Annotated in this window: 14 protein-coding genes; 5 read left to right on the top strand and 9 right to left on the bottom strand. The window is 64.4% G+C overall.

The annotated features are described in order from the left end of the window. Window positions 1–237 precede the first annotated feature (237 nt). The 3 genes from gltB to CH305_RS08575 all read left to right on the top strand — a co-directional run bounded on the left by gltB (window position 238) and on the right by CH305_RS08575 (window position 7379). On the top strand, window positions 238–4827 hold the full coding sequence (gltB, locus tag CH305_RS08565; protein ID WP_032401650.1) for a glutamate synthase large subunit: 4590 nt from the start codon (window positions 238–240) through the stop codon (window positions 4825–4827). Next, window positions 4820–6271 carry a glutamate synthase subunit beta gene (locus CH305_RS08570; protein ID WP_094703384.1) on the top strand — a complete coding sequence of 484 codons (1452 nt, stop codon included), beginning with the start codon at window positions 4820–4822 and terminating at the stop codon, window positions 6269–6271. The genes gltB and CH305_RS08570 overlap by 8 nt, the downstream gene beginning before the upstream one ends. 205 nt (window positions 6272–6476) lie before the next feature. Further along, window positions 6477–7379: a cutinase family protein gene (locus tag CH305_RS08575; RefSeq protein ID WP_032378779.1), complete on the top strand. Its 903-nt coding sequence runs from the start codon at window positions 6477–6479 to the stop codon at window positions 7377–7379. Here the strand turns inward: CH305_RS08575 and CH305_RS08580 are convergent. Further along, complete coding sequence (locus tag CH305_RS08580) at window positions 7358–8884, bottom strand: MFS transporter (RefSeq protein WP_032378780.1); 1527 nt, start codon at window positions 8882–8884, stop codon at window positions 7358–7360. The genes CH305_RS08575 and CH305_RS08580 overlap by 22 nt on opposite strands. Before the next feature lie 98 nt (window positions 8885–8982). Here CH305_RS08580 and CH305_RS08585 point away from each other — a divergent pair, with 98 nt between their 5' ends. After that, window positions 8983–9279: a putative quinol monooxygenase gene (locus tag CH305_RS08585; RefSeq protein WP_032378781.1), complete on the top strand. Its 297-nt coding sequence runs from the start codon at window positions 8983–8985 to the stop codon at window positions 9277–9279. On the opposite strand, the gene CH305_RS08590 is transcribed toward CH305_RS08585, so the two are convergent. From CH305_RS08590 to CH305_RS08600, 3 genes are all read right to left on the bottom strand, one after another. Then, a complete protein-coding gene (locus CH305_RS08590) occupies window positions 9214–10722 on the bottom strand; it encodes a phage infection protein (protein WP_032401647.1) in 1509 nt (502 codons plus the stop codon). The genes CH305_RS08585 and CH305_RS08590 overlap by 66 nt on opposite strands. A gap of 87 nt (window positions 10723–10809) precedes the next feature. Next, the gene (locus CH305_RS08595) at window positions 10810–11424 is read right to left on the bottom strand and encodes a histidine phosphatase family protein (RefSeq protein WP_032401646.1); all 615 of its coding nucleotides are present in this window, start codon (window positions 11422–11424) and stop codon (window positions 10810–10812) included. Between the two features lie 4 nt (window positions 11425–11428). Continuing rightward, a complete protein-coding gene (locus CH305_RS08600; protein WP_094703385.1) occupies window positions 11429–12340 on the bottom strand; it encodes a LysR family transcriptional regulator in 912 nt (303 codons plus the stop codon). A gap of 82 nt (window positions 12341–12422) precedes the next feature. Here CH305_RS08600 and CH305_RS08605 point away from each other — a divergent pair, with 82 nt between their 5' ends. Then, complete coding sequence (locus CH305_RS08605; protein WP_094703486.1) at window positions 12423–13652, top strand: MFS transporter; 1230 nt, start codon at window positions 12423–12425, stop codon at window positions 13650–13652. Here the strand turns inward: CH305_RS08605 and CH305_RS08610 are convergent. The 5 genes from CH305_RS08610 to lysX form a co-directional block, all read right to left on the bottom strand. Beyond that, window positions 13638–14129, bottom strand: a complete 492-nt coding sequence (locus CH305_RS08610; RefSeq protein ID WP_094703386.1) for a DUF4190 domain-containing protein — start codon at window positions 14127–14129, stop codon at window positions 13638–13640. The two genes, CH305_RS08605 and CH305_RS08610, sit on opposite strands and share 15 nt — an antisense overlap. A gap of 50 nt (window positions 14130–14179) precedes the next feature. Then, complete coding sequence (locus CH305_RS08615) at window positions 14180–14581, bottom strand: PPOX class F420-dependent oxidoreductase (RefSeq protein WP_032401644.1); 402 nt, start codon at window positions 14579–14581, stop codon at window positions 14180–14182. Between the two features lie 172 nt (window positions 14582–14753). Then, a complete protein-coding gene (locus CH305_RS08620) occupies window positions 14754–15758 on the bottom strand; it encodes a beta-ketoacyl-ACP synthase III (RefSeq protein ID WP_032401643.1) in 1005 nt (334 codons plus the stop codon). Between the two features lie 100 nt (window positions 15759–15858). After that, the gene (locus CH305_RS08625) at window positions 15859–16755 is read right to left on the bottom strand and encodes an alpha/beta fold hydrolase (protein WP_179278231.1); all 897 of its coding nucleotides are present in this window, start codon (window positions 16753–16755) and stop codon (window positions 15859–15861) included. Window positions 16756–16863: 108 nt separating this feature from the next. Next, window positions 16864–20175 carry a bifunctional lysylphosphatidylglycerol synthetase/lysine--tRNA ligase LysX gene (gene lysX / locus CH305_RS08630; protein ID WP_094703387.1) on the bottom strand — a complete coding sequence of 1104 codons (3312 nt, stop codon included), beginning with the start codon at window positions 20173–20175 and terminating at the stop codon, window positions 16864–16866. Between the last annotated feature and the right edge of the window lie 50 nt (window positions 20176–20225).

Here is a 20225-nt window from a genome sequence, read left to right on the forward strand (position 1 = left end):
TTGCGGGGGTACCCAGGTGCTGACTTATCGTTCGTAGTTGGATCGGCCTCACCACGGCCGGATCCGTCGAGACCCTCACTTTTCTACCATGAGCTCACCCGCTCGTGCAGAGGAAAAGCGTCGACGATCGACAGGTGCTGCTTCAACGGCGAGGACGCACCGCAGGCCGTTCGAGCAGCCGGTTACACCACACCGTCGCCGACGAGTTTCAAGGCTGGACTTATCCGAAGGCTAGGTATGAAGCACACTCCGGGCCCGCAAGGCCTCTACGATCCCGTCAACGAGCACGACTCCTGTGGTGTCGCGTTCGTGGTGGACATGCACGGTCGCCGCAGTCGCGACATCGTCGAGAAGGCGATCACCGCACTGGTCAACCTCGAGCACCGCGGTGCCGCCGGCTCCGAACCGAACACCGGTGACGGTGCAGGCATTCTGATCCAGGTTCCGGACGCGTTCTTCCGCGCCGTCGTAGATTTCGAGCTCCCCGCTCCCGGTGCCTACGCAACCGGTGTCGCATTTCTGCCGCAGGGCCGCAGCGACGCGGCACGTGCCTGCGAGGGTGTCGAGCGCATCGTCGAGAGCGAGGGCCTGACGGTTCTCGGTTGGCGTGAGGTTCCCACCGACGACTCGTCGCTCGGAGCGCTCGCGCGCGACGCGATGCCGACCTTCCGTCAGCTGTTCCTCGCCGCTCCCGACGCATCGGTCACCGATCTCGACCTGGAGCGTCGTGCGTTCGTCATCCGCAAGCGCGTCGAGCACGAGCTGGGCGAAGAGGGTGCGGGCAAGGACGGCCCCGGTCGCGAGACCGTGTACTTCCCGTCGCTGTCCTCCCAGACCTTCGTCTACAAGGGCATGCTGACAACTCCTCAGCTCAAGGGCTTCTACCTCGACCTGCAGGACGAGCGCGTGGAAAGTGCACTCGGGCTTGTGCATTCGCGCTTCTCGACCAACACGTTCCCGTCCTGGCCGCTGGCGCATCCGTTCCGGCGCGTCGCGCACAACGGCGAGATCAACACCGCCACCGGCAACGAGAACTGGATGCGCGCCCGCGAGGCGCTCATCACCTCCGACGTGTTCGGTGGCTCCGAGGCGCTCGAGAAGATCTTCCCCGTGGTCACCCACGGAGCAAGCGACACAGCACGTTTCGACGAGGTGCTCGAGCTGTTGCATCTCGGTGGACGAAGCCTGCCGCACGCCGTACTCATGATGATTCCCGAGGCGTGGGAGCGGCACGAGTCCATGGACCCCGCGCGTCGGGCGTTCTACAAGTACCACTCCTCGCTGATGGAGCCCTGGGACGGACCGGCGTCGGTGTGCTTCACCGACGGCACCGTCATCGGAGCGGTCCTCGACCGCAACGGCCTGCGCCCGAGCCGGCTGTGGGTCACCGACGACGGCTTGGTCGTCATGGCGTCCGAGGTCGGCGTTCTCGACATCGACCCGTCCAAGGTCGTCCGCAAGGTTCGGCTGCAGCCGGGCCGGATGTTCCTGGTGGACACCGCACAGGGTCGCATCGTCTCCGACGACGAGATCAAGGACGAGCTCGCTGCCGAGCATCCGTACCAGCAGTGGCTCGACGAGGGTCTGACCTCGATCGACGATCTGCCCGAGCGCCCGCACGTGCACATGCCGCACGATCGCGTGCTCATCCGTCAGCAGATCTTCGGGTACACCACCGAGGAACTGAACGTGCTGGTCTCGCCGATGGCGAAGTCCGGTGCCGAGGCCATCGGATCCATGGGTACCGATACCCCGATTGCGGTGCTGTCGGCTCGTCCGCGGATGTTGTTCGACTACTTCTCGCAGCTTTTCGCCCAGGTCACCAACCCGCCGCTCGACGCGATCCGCGAGGAGATCGTCACCAGCCTCGGCGGCACGATCGGCCCCGAGGGCGATCTGCTCAACCCGGATGCCGAGAGCTGCAAGCAGATCGTGCTGCCACAGCCGATCCTGCACAACGACGATCTCGCCAAGCTCGTGCACATCAACGACGAAGGCACGCAGGAAGAACTTCGTTCGGTGGTCGTGCGCGGCCTGTACCCGGTTGCCGAGGGCGGCGAAGGTCTCCGAAAGTCGTTGGAGGCCATCCGAGCTCAGGTCTCCGCTGCGATCTCGGGCGGCGCACGGATCATCGTGCTCTCCGACCGCGAGTCGAGCGAGAAGCTCGCTCCGATTCCGTCGTTGCTGCTGACCTCCGCGGTGCACCATCACCTGGTGCGGGAGAAGACCCGTACCAAGGTCGGCCTGATCATCGAGTCCGGTGACGCTCGCGAGGTCCATCACATGGCTCTGCTCATCGGTTTCGGTGCGGCAGCGGTCAACCCGTACATGGCGTTCGAGTCGATCGAGGACATGATCGAGCGCGGCGCACTCACGGGCATCGAGTTCGACAAGGCCGTCGGCAACTACATCAAGGCCGCAGGCAAGGGCGTGCTGAAGGTGATGTCCAAGATGGGCATCTCGACGCTCGCGTCGTACACCGGAGCGCAGCTGTTCCAGGTCATCGGCCTCTCGCAGGAACTGGTCGACGAGTACTTCACCGGCCTCAACAGCCACCTCGGCGGCATCGATCTCGATCAGGTGGCCGACGACGTCGCGGCGCGACATGCCGTCGCATACCTCGACAACCGTCAGGAACGCGCGCACCGTGAGCTCGAGACGGGCGGCGAGTACCAGTGGCGCCGCGAGGGGGAGTACCACCTCTTCAACCCCGACACCGTGTTCAAGCTGCAGCACTCCACCCGCACCGGTCAGTACGACGTCTTCAAGGAATACACGAAGATGGTCGACGACCAGTCCGAGCGACTCGCGTCGCTGCGCGGTCTGTTCCGCTTCAAGACCGAAGAGCGACAGGCCATTTCGATCGACGAGGTCGAGCCGGCGAGCGAGATCGTCAAGCGTTTCTCCACGGGTGCGATGAGCTACGGCTCCATCTCGGCCGAGGCACACGAGACCCTCGCCATCGCGATGAACCGTCTCGGCGGACGCTCGAACTCCGGTGAGGGTGGCGAGGATGTCTCGCGGTTCACCCCCGACGAGAACGGGGACTGGCGACGGTCGGCCGTCAAGCAGGTCGCGTCGGGACGCTTCGGTGTCACCTCGCACTACCTGACCAACTGCACCGACATCCAGATCAAGATGGCGCAGGGAGCCAAGCCCGGTGAGGGCGGCCAGCTTCCGGCGCACAAGGTGTACCCGTGGGTCGCCGAGGTTCGGCATTCGACGCCCGGCGTCGGTCTGATCTCGCCGCCGCCGCACCACGACATCTACTCGATCGAGGATCTCGCGCAGCTGATCCACGATCTGAAGAACGCCAACCCAGAGGCCCGCATCCACGTGAAGCTGGTCTCCGAGGTGGGCGTCGGAACGGTCGCGGCCGGTGTGTCCAAGGCCCACGCCGACGTGGTGCTCATCTCGGGCCACGACGGCGGCACCGGCGCAACGCCGCTGACGTCGGTCAAGCACGCAGGTGGACCGTGGGAGCTCGGCTTGGCCGAGACCCAGCAGACGTTGCTGCTCAACGGTCTTCGTGACCGCATCGTCGTTCAGGTCGACGGCCAGCTCAAGACCGGCCGCGACGTGATGGTCGCCGCGCTGCTCGGTGGTGAGGAGTTCGGCTTCGCCACCGCTCCGCTCGTCGTCTCGGGCTGCATCATGATGCGTGTCTGCCACCTCGACACCTGCCCGGTCGGCGTTGCGACGCAGAACCCGTTGCTGCGCAAGCGTTTCGCGGGTAAGCCCGAGTTCGTCGAGAACTTCTTCATGTTCATCGCCGAGGAGGTTCGCGAGCTCATGGCCGAGCTCGGGTTCCGCACGCTCGACGAGGCCGTCGGTCAGGTCGGTCTGCTCGACACCACCGCTGCCAAGGAGCACTGGAAGGCGTCGAAGCTGGATCTGTCGCCGATCCTCGAAGAGGTCGAATCGGCCTTCATGAACCAGAACCTCTACAACACCGGGGTTCAGGATCACGGCCTCGACAAGGCTCTGGATCAGCAGCTCATCGCGGCCAGCCGCAACGCATTGGACAAGGGCGAGAAGGTCGTCTTCGAATCCAAGATCACCAACGTCAACCGCACCGTCGGAACGATGCTCGGACACGAGGTCACCAAGGCGTACGGCGGCGTCGGGCTCCCGGACGACACCATCGACATCACGTTCACCGGCTCGGCCGGCAACAGTTTCGGTGCGTTCGTCCCGTCGGGAATGACGCTCCGGCTGCAGGGTGATGCCAACGACTTCGTCGGCAAGGGACTGTCCGGTGGACATCTCGTGCTGCGTCCGTCGTTGAGTGCTCCCAAGGGATTCGTCGCCGAGGACAACATCATCGGCGGCAACGTCTTCCTGTTCGGTGCCACCAGCGGCGAGGCTCTCATCCGGGGTGTCGTCGGCGAGCGTTTCGCTGTACGTAACTCCGGCGCGGAGGCCGTCGTCGAAGGCGTCGGCGACCACGGGTGCGAGTACATGACCGGCGGCAAGGTGGTCATCCTCGGCACGACGGGCCGCAACTTCGGTGCCGGCATGTCCGGCGGCGTCGCGTTCATCTTCGATCCGAACAAGACGTTCGAGGCCAACCTCAACACGGAGCTGGTCGACATCGACGAGCTCGAGGGCGACGAATTCACCTGGTTGAAGGACATCGTCACCCGTCACCAGGAGCAGACCGGCTCCGAGGTGGCCGAGCGGATCCTCGCGGACTGGTCACAGCAGGTGAACCATTTCGTGAAGGTCATGCCTCGCGACTACAAGAAGGTACTGCTGGCCATCTCCGAAGCCGAGAAGAACGGCGCGGACGTGGACGAAGCGATCATGGAGGCAGCTCGTGGGTGACCCACAGGGATTTTTGAAGAACACGGTTCGCGAAGTACCCAAGCGGCGGCCCGTCGATCTGCGCCTGATGGACTGGAAAGAGGTCTACGAGGACTTCTCGAAGGACACTCTGCGTACCCAGGCCAGCCGGTGCATGGATTGTGGTATTCCGTTCTGCCACAACGGTTGTCCGCTGGGGAACCTGATTCCCGAGTGGAACGACCTGGTGTTCAAGGATCGCTGGCGCGACAGCATCGATCGCCTGCACGCCACCAACAACTTTCCGGAATTCACCGGACGGCTGTGCCCGGCTCCGTGCGAGGCGTCGTGTGTCCTGGGCATCAACCAGGATCCGGTCACCATCAAGCAGGTCGAGGTCGAGATCATCGACAAGGCCTTCGAAGAGGGCTGGGTCACGCCGGTCTACCCGACACACCTGACCGGTAAGACCGTCGCCGTCGTCGGGTCCGGACCCGCGGGACTTGCTGCCGCGCAGCAGCTCACCCGCGCCGGCCACACCGTCACGGTGTTCGAGCGTGCCGATCGCATCGGCGGACTGCTGCGGTACGGCATTCCCGAGTTCAAGATGGAGAAGCGCCACATCGATCGACGGCTGGCGCAGATGGAGGCCGAGGGCACCGTCTTCCGCACCAACGTCGATGTGGGCGTGGACATCTCGGCCGACGAGTTGCGTGAGCAGTTCGACGCGGTCGTGCTGTCCGGCGGTGCCACCGCGTGGCGCGACCTGCCCATCGAGGGCCGCGAGCTCGACGGCATCTACCAGGCCATGGAGTTCCTGCCGCACGCCAACCGCGTCCAGCAGGGCGACTTCGCTGCGCCGCCCGTCAGTGCCGAGGGCAAGAAGGTCGTCATCATCGGCGGCGGCGACACCGGTGCCGACTGCCTGGGTACCTCGCACCGACAGGGCGCGGAGAGCGTGCACCAGTTCGAGATCATGGCGCGGCCGCCCGAGGAGCGTGCAACGTCCACCCCGTGGCCGACGTATCCGTTGATGTACCGCGTCGCGTCCGCACACGAGGAGGGCGGCGAGCGCGTCTTCTCCGTCAACACCGAGCGTTTCGTCGGCGAAGACGGCAAGGTCACCGCACTCGAAGCCTGCGAGGTCGAGTTCAAGGCCGGCAAGTTCGAGAAGGTCGAAGGCAGCGAGTTCACGCTCGAAGCCGATCTCGTTCTGCTCGCCATGGGATTCGTCGGACCCGACAAGGGCGGTCTGCTGACCGACCTGGGCGTCGACTTCAACCAGCGCGGCAACGTGGAGCGCACCAAAGAGTGGGTCACCAACGTCCCCGGCGTCTTCGTTGCCGGAGACATGGGCCGCGGCCAGTCGCTCATCGTGTGGGCCATCGCCGAGGGCCGCTCCTGCGCGGCCGCCGTCGACACCTTCCTGCAGGGAGCAACGGCACTACCGTCGCCGATCGTGCCCACCCAGGCACCGCAGCGGTAGACAACACTCGACCGCCCCCCGGGGGATCAATGTCTCTTTGTTGCACTCTGAGCGACTGAATCTCACATTGATCCACCGGGTGGGTGCCGAGAATCCGCCATACGGTTACGTCCGTTAACCATGTAGGCATCTGATGGTCACAGGCCCCTGGCATTGTCGGTATCGAACAACGAAGCGTTCGATCACCCAGTGAGGCCCCCTCCCCATGAGTGTCAAGAAGATCTGCGCCGGTGTCGGCGTCGCTGCAGCGGTTGCATCCGGTCTGGTCGTCGGAGCATCGCCCGCCGCCGCTGATCCGGGCGATTGCCCGTCCATGTACGTCGTGGCCATTCCGGGAACCTGGGAGACCAGCTCGGGTGCCGCACCGAAGCCGGGGATGCTCACCGACGTCACCGATCGTCTCGGCGACGACATTCGCACCGACTACGTCTCGTATCCCGCCACCGCGTTCCCGTGGGAGGGCGAGGTCTACGGGCAGTCGCGCGCCGCTGCGGTCACCAATGCCGGCGGGATGCTGAAGGCGATGGCAGATCGTTGTGGGGCAACAAAACTCGGCATCATCGGATACAGCCAGGGAGCCGACGCGGCCGGTGATCTCGCCGCGGCGATCGGCACCGGGGTCGGCGTCGTTCCCGCCGACAAGGTGGTGGCGGTGGGTCTGATCTCGGATCCCAAGCGCTCCGACACCGACGCTCTGGTCGGTCCTGCCGTGGTGGGCACCGGGGTCGGTGGACCTCGCGTCGGAGGATTCGGTTACGTCAGCCCGGTGGTGCGGACGTTCTGCGCCGTCGGCGATCTGTACTGCTCGACGCCGAAGGACGACTACGTGGCGCGTCTGGCCGGTTTCCTCGCTGTCTCCTCCAACCCGGCGCCCGATGTAGCCGATCAGTACTCGCAGGAAGCGCAGTCGTTGATCGCGGACTTGGCGGCGGCCGGGGGCCTTCCGGTTCTGCAGGGTCAGCTGACCGACCAGGCGAACGAACAGCGCAGCCGGGAGATCGAAGCGTTCTACCGCTCGGGAATCCATCAGGAATACCAGAGCTACGACGTCGACAACGGCCAGTCCGCGACGCGCTGGTTGGCGCGTTATCTCTCCGACGCGGTCTGACGGCGAAGTAGCACGAAGACAGCCACCGCACTGACGGCCATCAAACCAGCGCTCCACCCGGCCGCCAGATTGAAGCCGTCGATGAACGACGAGTTGGCGACGGCAGTCAGTTGCGAGCCGAACGGCTCCGGTAGGTAGTCGGCGACGGCGATGGCACCGCCGATGGTTTCTCTGGCGGGATCGGCGATCTCGGCGGGCGTGCCGACCGGGATGACGTCTTCCATGCGGTGGCGGTAGACGGTGCTGCCGATCGTGCCGAGGATCGCGATGCCGACGGCCCCGCCCAATTCGGCTCCGGTTTCCGACAATGCCGATGCGGCACCGGCTTTCTCGGGTGCGGCGGCGGTGAGAACGATGTCCGAATTGAGGGTCGACGCCGCTCCGATACCGAACGTCAACAGGGCCATCCCGGTGAGCAGTAACGGTAGGCCCGAGTCGGCAGCAACGAAGACCATTGCCGCGCAACCGAAGGCGATGAACAGCAGGCCACCGGCGATGATGGTGCCGGTCCTGATCACCTTGCTCAGTGTCGGCGCAAGGACGGCGCCGGCCGCCGCCGCAACGGCAGGTATCAGCAGCCACAGTCCGGCTTCGAGCGGTCCGAGGCCTACGACGAGTTGCAGGTACTGCGAAGCGAACAGGCTGAACCCGGTCATGGCGAAGATTACGAGGAACTGCACCACAACCGCTGCGCTGAAGGCTCGTTCGGCGAAGAGCGTCACGTCGATGAGCGGATTCGCTGCCTTCCGTTGCCGGATGACGAATACCGTGCCCAGCGCCAGCCCGAGCACGGCCGTGGTGATCGTTGCTGCGTCGATACCCTCCTGCGCGCCGTGTTTGATTGCATAGACGATCGAGAGCATCGAGGAGATTGCGAGTATCACGCTGATCGGATCGAATCGTCCGGGGTCCGAATCCTTGAACTCGGGGACCAGCAGCGGTGCCGCGACGAACAGCACCACCATGATCGGAATGTTGATCAGAAACACCGAACCCCACCAGAAATGTTCCAGCAGAACACCTCCGATGACGGGGCCTACTGCTGCTCCGCCGGCGAACCCTGCGGTCCACAGTCCGATTGCTTCCTTACGCTGAGCGGGGTCGTGAAACATGTTGCGTATCAACGACAGTGTGCTCGGCGCGATGGTCGCTCCGCCGATTCCCAGTAGGGCCCGTGCGACGAGAAGCATCTCGGGAGATGTGGAGAACGTTGCGGCGAGTGACGCCGCACCGAACACGACTGCACCGATCATCAGGAGGGTCCGCCTGCCGATGCGGTCACCGAGAGAACCCATGGTGATGAGCAGGCCGGCGAGGAGAAATCCGTAGATGTCGAGAATCCACAGCGTCTGATTGCTGGTGGGTTCGAGATCGGCCGTCATGAACGGCAGAGCCAGATAGAGCACCGACATGTCCATCGACACGACGAGAATGGGTACCACCAGTACTGCGAGGCCGAGCCAATCCTTCTTCGTGGCGCGCTGCTCGGTGGTCCTGTGGCTCACTGTGACTTCCCTTTCCGTACGGACACCCCAGCTTAGGGGTGTCGGGAGTACGTTCGGTGAGGAAAGTGGGACTCGCCGAAAGAAGGAAACATCACCTCATGAGCAACGATCTGCAGGTTGTCGCGACGATCATCGCCAAGCCCGACGCTATCGACGCGGTGCGCGACGGCTTGTCTGCCCTGGTGGCCGAAACCCGGAAGGAAGAGGGCAACATCTCGTACGAGCTGTTCGAGTCCGCAGTCGAGCCGGGGACCTTCGTCACCGTCGAGTTGTGGAAGTCGCAGGAGGACCTGGACGGTCACATGCAGACTCCACATCTGCAGCAGGCTCTAAGCGAGTTCGGTGCCCATCTCGCGGCCCCGCCCGCTATCCACCCGCTCCGGCCCGTCGGCTGAGTCACCCCGCGCGCTGACGTACACGAGTGCTGAGACAGCCAGCAGAGCAACCGTGGCACCGATCGCCAGCCACCCGGTCCCGCTCATCTCGCCCGACGCGATGATGCGGGCACCGGCGGCGGTGTAGCTCATCGGCATGAATGCGGCGAGGTCGCCCCAGATCGGTGCCGTCGATGCGTACGCAAAGCCGCAGACGACGACCTGCACCGCGAGGGCGACAACGTTGACGATCTGTCCGACGACGGCACCGAGTACGCGTTGAATTGCGCCCGCTGCAGCGAGATATGCCGCGGCGGAGACGATCAGGAATACGCCTGCTCCGATCACCGGTCCGATGGCGGCGTCGGTGGCGAAGGCGAACGCGAATGCGGCGCTGATGCCCACTGCGGCGACGGCCGCTCCGACGGCGAGCCAGCGCGGCTTGGTGTCCCTGCCCAGGACCCGCACGAGGCTGACGCAGCCGAGAGCTCCGAGGGCCACCAGGGCGGCGATCAGGTACGGGGTGGCACCGGTGCCGGTGCTCGTCGACGTGGCGGCGACGTTCTGATCGGCGGTGGCGCCGTCGGTGGCGGCTGCGGCTCCCTGTGGAAGTGCCGCGGAGGCGTCGCGCACGTTGGTCGCGATGCCGTTGACGATTCCCTCGACCGGCTTGACCGACGTCACGAGCTGATCGGTGCCGGCCTTGAGCTGCTGGCCGCCGTCGTCGAGTTGGCCGAGTCCGTCACGCAACTGCACCGTCGCGTCGCCGAGCTGCGCGGTGGCACCGAGGAACTGACTGTTCGGGTCGTTCAGTTCGGTCGAGAGCTGCTGAGCGCCACCCTTGAGGGTCTGCAGCTGCGCGAGCGTATCGGGACCGAAGGCTTGCGTGTTCAGGGTGTCGATGACGCCCCGGATTTCACCGGAGATGGCGTCTGATCCCGGGTGTGGAAAGCGATCGACTTGGTCCGCGGTGGCGGCGAGCTTTGCGGTGAAGTCGGCCTGCAGAGCGCCGAATCCGGCGAGCTGGTCGACCACCTGGTCGACGCCACCGCTGATCTGCGATGCGCCGTCACCGAGCTGGCCGATGCCGTCGCGGTACTGCCCGAACCCGTCGGCGAGCTGGATGGTTCCGTCGTGAGCCTGGGTGATGCCGTCGGCGAGCTGCCCGACGCCGTCGTTGAGCTGCGTTCCGCCGGCGGTCAGCTGACCGATGCCACTGGAGAGAAAGGTGATGGGAAGGGACGCGCTGTTGAGGCTGGTCCGCGCCGCAGCCAGGGGATCTGCCGACGCCTGCTCGGATGCCGGTGCCTGCTCGGTATCGGCCGCGACGGTGGTCGTCTCGGTGGCGGACTCGCCGCCGAGGTCGTAGCCGGTGCCGAGTGCGAAAGCACCGACTGCCACCAGTGGAAACGCCAGTGCGGTGAGAGCAACGGCAGGACGTCGGAAGATACGCAATTCACCCATGATGAGTTCGAGGCTAACTGCCACAGACGGCGTTCTTGACCGACGCGTGTTCGCAGACGCCGTGTTCGGTGGTGCTGACCTGGGATTTTAAGAGGTCTCTGTGGATTGCCGATTGCGAGGTAGCAGGTCCCATACGTGCTCGGTTTCGTTCACCGAGGACACCGATCGCGCACCGCTCCGGGAGAACAGAATGCGCGTCACCGAGCAGTAGTCGATCGGAAATCCGAGGACCTTCGGGGTGTGCAGAATGTCCTGCAGCAGGATGTTGATGACGCCGCCGTGGGCGAAGAGTGCGACCGTGTCGTTGTGCCTGCCGGCCGACACGATGTCGGCTACTCCGGCCAGCACGCGCTGACGAAACGCGTGCTCGTCGACCTGTTCGGGGAGATGCCCGGCCTTGATGCGATCGAAGGCCTCGCGGAATTCGGTCTTGGCCGTTTCGATCGGGACGTAGCCGCCGAAATCGCGATCGTATTCGGTCAAGCGCTCGTCGGGTTCGACGGTCAGACCGAGCCGATCGGCCAACGGCTGTGCCGTCTGAACGGCGCGGAGCTGGGAACTCGCGACGACTCGAGAAATCGGGAACCGGGCCACGGCGTCCGGTACCCGCCGGGATTGTTCGACTCCGAGCTCGGCGAGAGCAGGATCGGCCGAGGTCTCCGAACGCTGCGGCAGCGCATGCCGCACCAGAACCAGTTGCATCGACTCACCTAATCACGAGTGTTCGACCGCTGCGTTGCACAATCGCCCGAAAACTGGCCACCTGGCGCGGAAGGTCGGCTCGGGGATTCCACACCATGCCGATGCGCCTGCGTGCCGCGGGTTGGGTGAGGCCGATGTCGACGGTCCCGCCCTCACCGCCGTGCGCACGGATTCGCGGCAGGATGGCTATCCCGAGACCGGCACCGACCAGTCCGCGCACAGTGTGGGTGTCCTGGCCCTCGAATGCGATGCGCGGGCTGAAGCCGGCGTCGGCCCACAGCTCGTCGCAGATCGATCGCATTCCGAAGCCGTGGCCCATCGCGATGTAGTTCTCGTCTGCAGTATCGGCGAGATCGACGGTTCTTCTCGACGCAAAGCGGTGATCTGAGGGCACGACAAGCATCAGCCGCTCGTCGTAGAGCTGGAACGAATTGGCGTCGGTGTGCTCGGCGCTGAGAGATACGAACGCCAGGTCCGACACCCCATCGGCGAGCCGCTCCAGGCAGCGCGCGCGTGCGCCCTGGTCCAGATCGAACGTGACGGCCGGGTGGTCGACGCGGAACTGACGGATCAGTGCGGGTACGACGTCCTCGCCCAGAGTGTTCTGGAACGCCACGGCGATGCGGCCCCTGGCTCGGGCGTCGTGCTCGGTCATGGCGTCGATGCCGGCGTCGAGGTCGCTCAACGCTCGCTGCAGGTACGGGATCAACACGCGCCCGGCGCTGGTGAGCACGATGCCGCGGCCGCGTCGTTCCACGATGTCGACGCCGAGGATCGCGGACGCGCGAGCGACCTGACGGCTGACGGTGGGTTGTGGAACGCCGAGAACGTGGGCGGCGTCGGTGATGTGCTCGGTGTCGGCTACCGCGACGAGCGTCGGCAGTAGGGGCAACAGCTCGATCGTTTCGCGCCGCATGGTCGAATCATAGCTCTGCCGTATCGATTGGACACGTCTCATGCATTGGACGAATGTAGTGAGCACTTCTAACGTGATCGGTATGACTACGACGCGTACCGACGTCCTCGAATGGGAGGGACACCCCAGGGGATCGCGCGAGTACCGACGGTTGGTGCTGGCATTGCTGTTCGCCGGAGTCGCGACCTTCGCTCAGCTGTACTCGGTGCAGGGAATTCTGCCGCTGATCGCCGCGAACCTCGACATCACGCCGTCTCAGTCGTCGCTTGCCGTCGGTCTCGCGACGGTCGGGGTGGCAGTGTCGGTGATTCCCTGGTCCGTGGCCGCCGATCGCGTCGGCCGAGTGCGGGCGATGACCGCCTCGATCCTCGTTGCGACGACGCTGGGTCTGCTGGTTCCGTTGTCGCCCTCGCTCGAGGTGTTGTTGGCTGTTCGATTCTTCGAAGGTGCTGCACTGGGCGGACTTCCGGCGATTGCGATCGCCTACCTCAGTGAGGAAGTGCACCGCAGTCACACCGCACTCGCCGCCGCCACCTATGTTTCGGGGACGACGCTGGGCGGGTTGCTGGGCCGCATCGTCGCCGGACCCGTTGCGGAATACACCAACTGGCGTATCGGCACGTTGACCGTCTCGGTGATTGCTGCGCTGGCTGCAGCGCTCTTCGTGTGGCTGGCCCCGAAACCGCGAACGACACTGGCACACAGCGAAATCCGTGACCTGCCGGGTCGGCTGTGGGTGAACCTACGCGAACCGGGAATGCTGGCGCTGTACGGCCAGGGCTTCCTGCTGATGGGCGGCTTCGTCGCGATCTACAACTTCCTCGGATTCCGGCTCGAGGCCGTGCCTTTCGGGCTACCGCAATCGCTGATCAGCCTGATCTTCGTGGCGTATCTGAGCGGTACCGTCTCCTCCCGAGTGGGCGGGAAGCTGGCGACGAAGCACGGACGATCAGCAGTTCTCGCCGGAGCCACCGCCACGATGATCGTCGGAGTGGCGTTGACGATGGCGTCGAACCTCGCCGTGATCCTGATCGGCCTGGTGATCCTGACCATGGGCTTCTTCGCCGCCCACGCCATCGCGTCGGGTTGGACCGGGCAACGCGCAGTGCACGGCCGCGCTCAGGCGACCTCGCTGTACAACCTCTTCTACTACGGTGGCTCGTCCATCGTCGGCTGGCTCGGCGGCGTGGTCTTTCAGTCCCTGGGATGGAACGCGTTGGCGCTGTTCGTCATTGCGTTGGCCGTCGTCGCAGGAATCTGGGCTGCGTGCCTGGGCGGTCGGCTGGCGCGGCCGGTCTCAGTAGGTCGATGAGGTCGACGCCGCCACCGCGAACAGAATGATGGCCCCCACCACGATGACGAACAGCGCGATCGATACGTACCCGACCACCAGGCCTGCCGTAGCGAACCCGGATCCGCCCTCGCCGGTGCGCTTGATCTGACCACGCGAAATGTGGCCGCAGACCACGGCGCACACCGACGCGATCAGTGGCAGGAATGTCAGACCCAGAATCGCCAACACGAGGGAGACGATCGCCAGCGTGTTGGTGGGTGCGGGCGTCTGAAATCCCCCACCGGCATACGGTGCATTCCCGTACTGCGGGTTGGGGTACTGGGGATTTTGATATTGGGTGTTGGCGTACTGGGGGTTCTGGAACTCGGGATTTTGGTACTGGGGGTTCTGGTACTGGGCGTTTTGGTACGGCGGGTACTGCTGCTGGCCCGGGTACGGCTGATCCTTGTCGGATGCGTCGAACGGATCGCTGCCCTCGCCCTGCGGATTCACCATTGCGGGAGTTTGACACTTCGACACCGTCGCCGCAAGAGCGCACGCAGTGGTTACGTCCCGAGTTTGCCCCAGCCCACATACGCGTCGACGGTCACGTATCCGGTCACCCGAGGCTGATCCCTAACCGGATACGGATTCCCGGTGTAATGCGTCGAAATGCGATCGATGTCCACCAGATTCGGGTCGTCCTGCAACTCGATCGAGCCGTGCACCGTCACATGCGTGTACCAACTGGCCTCGTCCAACACCGAAATGGAGACCTTCGGATTGGCCCTGATGTGCTCGAGACGCTTCCGAGACGCGTCGAAATTGAGCACGATCTTCCCGTCCTCCCACAAATACCAGGTGGGTGCGGTGATCGGCGTTCCATCGGCACGAACCACAGCCATGACTGCGGGATTCGGCTTCTTCAACAATTCCACAGCATCATCGGGCAACGGGGGCTTCGGCATACGACAACCTTACGACTCGATCCCCGCTCTGGTCTTGCTTCCCGCCCACACCGACCCCCGAAGTCCACTCGATGTGCCATTGACTGCCGAAAAGGCCACTGAATGTCACATCGAGTGCACCGGGGGATCCGGGCGCGGTGGGAATCGAGTCGAGTCCAGGTGGGGGCGTCGACTACAGGTTGGGGAGTTTGACTACCTGTCCGGCGTAGGAGAGTCCGGCTCCGAAGGCGAGGAGGAGGGCGGTATCTCCTGCTTTTGCTTTGCCGGTGCGCAGCAGTTCTTCCATGGCCAGGGGAATCGAGGCTGCCGAGGTGTTGCCGGTTTCCGCGATGTCGTTGGCGACGGGAGTGCTTTCGTCCAGGTTCAGGCTCTTGGCCAGCAGGTCGGTGATACGGCTGTTGGCCTGGTGCGGGATGAACGCGTGCAGTTCGTCGGTTTTGATGCCGGCGACGTCGAGTACCTTCTGCGCAGCTTTGCCCATTTCGAATGCGGCCCAGCGGAAGACGGAGATTCCGTTCATACGGATCCAGGGTCGTTCGAGGTCGGCTTTGGTGATGTAGTCGTACCAGTCGGTGGTCTGGACGATGGCGTCGGATTGCGAGCCGTCGGATCCCCACACGGCCGGTCCGATTTCGGTTTCGTCGCTCTGTCCGACGACGACGGCACCCGCGCCGTCGGCGAAGATGAAACGCGTGGTGCGGTCGTAGGGGTCGGTGGTGACGCTGAGCTGCTCCGCGCCGATGACCAACACGTACTTCGATGTTCCGGCCTTGACCAGGTCGGATGCGACGGCCAGGGAGTAGCAGAATCCTGCACAGCCAGCGCAGATGTCGAAGGCGGCCGGTCCCTTGGTGCCGAGGCCGTGTGCCACCTTTGCGGCGGCCTGAGGGGTCAGCTCGAGATGAGTCGACGTGGCGACGATGACGGTGTCGACCTGGTCGGCCGTGATTCCACTTGCCTCGAGGGCCTTGCGCCCGGCCGAGATCGACATCTGGACGACGTTTTCTTCGGGTTCGGCGAATCGGCGGTTCTTGATGCCCGATCGCGTCTGAATCCACTCGTCACTGGAGTCGATGAACTCGCAGATCTCGTCGTTCGTGACTATCCGTTCGGGTCGGTGAACGCCCAGACCGAGAAGTTTCGACTGCCGGCCCTGCGTTGTGCTGATCGCACCCATCTTGAATTTCCTCTCGTGCTACCGCGCCATCGCCGAGCTTCGGCTCGGGTCTTGGGCTACGGGCTCGGTGACACACGTTACGTGCGCCGCCTCGAGAGGTTCACACCAGTTCGGCGATGATGGCTGCGACCTCGGCAGGTTTGTCGATCATGGCGTGGTGATGTGCGGGGATCAGCACCGTGAAATCGGCTTGCAGGTAGGCAGCGAGTTTGCGCTGCGTTCGTATCCATCTCTTGCCCCACGGGGACGGTCGTCCGGTATGTGCGGCTGCCACGATGACGGGCACGTCGAGTCGGAACTTCTTACGAATGCGATTCAGTTCGACAGCGAGATCTGGATACACGACGTCCTCGGTCAGGGCGGCAGCCAGATAGGTGGGCCGGCGGTAGATGTCGTCCACCCAGTCGAACGTTTCCTGCGGTATGCCGTCGGGTGGGGTTGCTTGATTGAGGACGCGTCGAACGCGGGGGCCGACCAGTTTCTGCAGGCCGGTTCCACTGAGCACCGCTGCGATCCTGCGTGCGGCCTCGATGCGTACGGCCGCCGGGATAATGCGTCGAGGGTCGGATTCGGCGCTGGAGTCGAGAAGCAGAACCCCGCGGATGCGCGACGGGTACAGCCGGGCGACAGCCTCGGCATAGAAGCCTGCGATCGAATGGCCGGCAACCACCGCCGGTTCGGTGACGCCGAGCGCGTCGAGAACTCCGAGGATGCGTTCGACTTCACCCCGCACGGTGGGGGTGACACCGGCGGGAAGCGGATCACTGAGTCCGAAGCCGGGACGGTCGATCACCACGACGTGGTGCTTGTGGCCCAGAATGTCGACGGTGTCCTGCCAGTCGAACCAGTTGCTGCCGAGTCCGCCGCACAGGACGACCGTGGGGCCGGAGCCGCGCACGAGTACGTGGAGGCGCTGGCCGTCTACCTCGACGAACCGTCCCGGTGGATGTTTCACGGGAAACAACGCACTGGGCTCGATTCTGTCTCCACGGTCCATGTTCTCTCCAGGGCGATAGCGGTGACGCGTTTCCGGTTTTCGCCACTGTTTACAACCATATTCCCTGTTTTGCGTCGTTCAGTCCAGTCGGAACGGTGAACGCTGGCATCACTGACGTGGCTTGGCCAGCGGGAAAGCCAACGTTTCACGGATGCTGCCTCCGGTGATCAACATGACCACCCGGTCGACACCCATTCCGAGACCGCCGGTCGGCGGCATTCCGTGTTCGAGCGCCTGCAGAAAATCCTCGTCCAAGCTCATCGCCTCCTCGTCGCCACCGGCCGCCAGCAGCGACTGCTCGGTGAGGCGCTGCCGTTGATCGACGGGGTCGGTCAGTTCGCTGTACGCGGTACCCAGTTCCACACCCCACGCGACGAGATCCCACTTCTCTGCCACGCCCGGAATGCTCCGATGCGGTCTGGTCAACGGTGACATCGACGTCGGAAAGTCCTTGTAGAACGTGGGGAACTCCGTGTAGTCCTCGACGAGATGCTCGTACATACCCTGAGCGAGCGCCCCTGCATCCCAGGACTTCTCGTACGGGATGTCGTTCTCGTCGCACAGTCGCTGCAGCTCCTCCAGTGGAGTTGCCGGTTCGACGGGTACCCCCAGCTTCTCGGCGACGGCACCGTGCAGTGTCTTGACGGGCCACTCGCCGGAGATGTCGATCTCGATCATCTCCCCGTTCGGGCCGTCGGGACGCAGGATGATCTCGCGACCGTGCGCCGCAACGGCTGCACGCTGAATCAGCTCGCGGCACAACACCATTGCGCGTTCGTAGTCACTGTGCGCCTCGTAGGCTTCGAGGATCGTGAACTCGGGATTGTGCTTGAAATCTGCGCCCTCGTTGCGGAACACCCGGCCGATCTCGAACACCTTCTCCATACCGCCCACGCACAGGCGCTTGAGATACAGCTCCGGGGCGATCCGCAGATACAGATCCAGGTTGTAGGCGTTGATATGAGTGATGAACGGTGCCGCGTTCGCACCGCCGTGCACCTGCTGCAGGATCGGGGTCTCGACTTCCATGTAGCCGCGCTCTCCCAACGAATCACGCAGGGATTTCACAACATTGGACCGTGCGATGAGTAAGGAGCGAGCATCGCGATTGATCGCCAGATCGACGTAGCGTTGCCGCACCCGCGCCTCTGGGTCGGTCAGACCGCGGTACTTGTCGGGCAAGGGATGTAGGCATTTGGCGTTCATCCGCCACTCGGTGGCCAGCAGCGACAGCTCACCACGCCTGCTGTACCCGATGGTTCCGCTGACCTCGATGAGGTCACCCAGGTCGAAGTCGGCATCGAATTCTTCGATTCTGTCGCCGACGCGTTCGCGATCGAACAGCACCTGGATATCGGACGACCAGTCCCGGATGACGGCGAAGGACACGCTGCCGTAGTCGCGGATACGCAGTATGCGGCCCGCGATCCGGACCGTTGTTCCCTGGGGCGATGCCGCCGCGTCGCCGACCGTGTGGGTCGGGGGATAAGCGACGGGATAGCCCTCGATGCCCTCGCTTCGGAGGCGTTCGAGTTTCGACATGCGGACGCGCACCTGGTCCGGACGTTTGCGGCCTGGCACGGGTTCGTCTGCGAGAGTGTTCGGTCCGCTGCCGTCGGGATGGATGTCTTCGGCGTCGGCCAGAGCGGCGGGCACCGCGACATGAGACCCGGTGTGCTTCGATGCGCGCCGGAACGTCGGGAGCGTGAGAAAGCCCTCGGCGATGGCCGACGCGATGCCGACCTTGGGCAACACTCGGTTGTCGGCGAAGCACAGGTAGCGCGGCTCCCACTCCGGCAGATACTTCACGTTCGATCGGTACAGCGCCTCGAGCTGCCACCACCGAGAGAAGAAGACCAGCATGCTGCGCCAGATCCGCAGAACCGGACCGGCACCGATTCGGCTGCCCTCCTCGAATGCAGCGCGGAACACCGCGAAGTTCAACGAAATCTTGCTGACGCCGAAATGATCTGCACCGGTGGCCAATTCGGTCACCATCAGTTCGATCACTCCGTTCGGTGACGCTGGATCGCGGCGCATCAGATCCAACGACGCGCCGGTTCGACCCCACGGCACCAGGGAGAGAACACCCACCACCTTCTCGCCCTGAACCGCCTGCACCAGAAGACAATCGCCGTCGAGCGGATCACCCAACCGGCCCAACGCCATCGAAAATCCGCGCTCGGTCTCGGTATCGCGCCACGCATCCGCGCAGGAAATGATCTCTGTCATCTCCTGCGAGGAGATATCGCGATGACGACGCACCGTGACCACGACACCCGCCTTGCGAGCCCGGTTGACCGCCTGACGCACGGGGCGCATCTCGCGTCCATTGAGGTTGAAGTCCTTGGTTTTCAGGATTGCTTCGTCGCCGAGTTCGAGGACGCTGAGCCCGGCGCGCTTGTAGGCGGTAGCTCCGATCTCGCTGGCCCCCATGACAGCTGGGGTCCAGCCGTACTTCTCGGCCAGGTCGAGCCATTCCGAAATGGCATGCGGCCAGGCCTCGGGGTTGCCGATCGGGTCACCGCTCGCCAGACACACTCCCACCTCGACGCGATACGTCACCGCCGCCTTGCCACTGGTGGCGAAGATGACGCCCTTGTCGCGGCGCGTCGCGAAGTAGCCGAGGGAATCGTCGGCACCCCATTTGTCGAGCAGGCCGCGCAGCGCCGATTCGTCGCGACCGGTGAGCGCGTTGCTGGACCGCTGCGATCGGAACAGCGTGACCACGGCCCCCAGCAGCGCCAATGCGCCGAACAATCCCAACGCCGTGTTGACGAAGCCGTTGGGCCTGCCGTCGAACTGCTCGTTGTCCACGGTCGCCAACGCGGTGACACGGTTGAAGGCCCACAGAAATGTCTGACTTTCCGGCAGCGATCCAGGGAACAGCGCCACCAACGCCCACCCGATGATGGTCCCGACGGTTGCCCCGAGAACGAGTACGCCGAGCGCCTTCCACACCGCACCGCGACGGACACGGGTGTAGAACTCCTTGCGCGCCGCGATCAGCAACCCAGCCGCTACGACGTGGACCGCCAGCGCGATCCATGAATTGACATCCTTGTCCTGGATACCTTCGACGACATTGGTGATCGCCAACAACACCAGATAGATGGTCAGCAACCACCACGCAATTCGCTTGCGACTCGCCAACGCCGCCGCCAGCAGCCCGACAACGAGCGCCCAGGACAAACTCGTATCCGGCGCATCGAAGTAGTACCTGTCGACGTATTCGCGAGGGGCATGAACGAGATAGCGAAGAGTCGGCGACAGACTCCACAGAAACAACGCCGCCGCGAACACCCCGAGCACCAGCCCCGCGATGTGCGGAACCTCGCGCAAACGACCGCGCTCGGGTGGCGAAAACGACCGGGGAACCGAGGATCCGGACCGCTCCGAGGGAACTGCTGTCGCCGTCATATCTCACTCCCGAAGTCAGAATGCACCTATGCAAGGTAGACGGTATCCCC

This window comes from Rhodococcus sp. 15-649-2-2, from assembly GCF_002258645.1.
Lineage (GTDB): Bacteria > Actinomycetota > Actinomycetes > Mycobacteriales > Mycobacteriaceae > Rhodococcoides.

What these genes read in the sequence shown, in the direction of transcription:
- gltB (WP_032401650.1), top strand. Translation starts at nt 238, where the DNA reads ATGAAGCACACTCCGGGCCCGCAAGGCCTCTACGATCCCGTCAACGAG.
- CH305_RS08575 (WP_032378779.1), top strand. Translation starts at nt 6,477, where the DNA reads ATGAGTGTCAAGAAGATCTGCGCCGGTGTCGGCGTCGCTGCAGCGGTT.
- CH305_RS08585 (WP_032378781.1), top strand. Translation starts at nt 8,983, where the DNA reads ATGAGCAACGATCTGCAGGTTGTCGCGACGATCATCGCCAAGCCCGAC.
- CH305_RS08590 (WP_032401647.1), bottom strand. Translation starts at nt 10,722, where the DNA reads ATGGGTGAATTGCGTATCTTCCGACGTCCTGCCGTTGCTCTCACCGCA.
- CH305_RS08595 (WP_032401646.1), bottom strand. Translation starts at nt 11,424, where the DNA reads ATGCAACTGGTTCTGGTGCGGCATGCGCTGCCGCAGCGTTCGGAGACC.
- CH305_RS08600 (WP_094703385.1), bottom strand. Translation starts at nt 12,340, where the DNA reads ATGCGGCGCGAAACGATCGAGCTGTTGCCCCTACTGCCGACGCTCGTC.
- CH305_RS08605 (WP_094703486.1), top strand. Translation starts at nt 12,423, where the DNA reads ATGACTACGACGCGTACCGACGTCCTCGAATGGGAGGGACACCCCAGG.
- CH305_RS08610 (WP_094703386.1), bottom strand. Translation starts at nt 14,129, where the DNA reads ATGGTGAATCCGCAGGGCGAGGGCAGCGATCCGTTCGACGCATCCGAC.
- CH305_RS08615 (WP_032401644.1), bottom strand. Translation starts at nt 14,581, where the DNA reads ATGCCGAAGCCCCCGTTGCCCGATGATGCTGTGGAATTGTTGAAGAAG.
- CH305_RS08620 (WP_032401643.1), bottom strand. Translation starts at nt 15,758, where the DNA reads ATGGGTGCGATCAGCACAACGCAGGGCCGGCAGTCGAAACTTCTCGGT.
- CH305_RS08625 (WP_179278231.1), bottom strand. Translation starts at nt 16,755, where the DNA reads ATGGACCGTGGAGACAGAATCGAGCCCAGTGCGTTGTTTCCCGTGAAA.
- lysX (WP_094703387.1), bottom strand. Translation starts at nt 20,175, where the DNA reads ATGACGGCGACAGCAGTTCCCTCGGAGCGGTCCGGATCCTCGGTTCCC.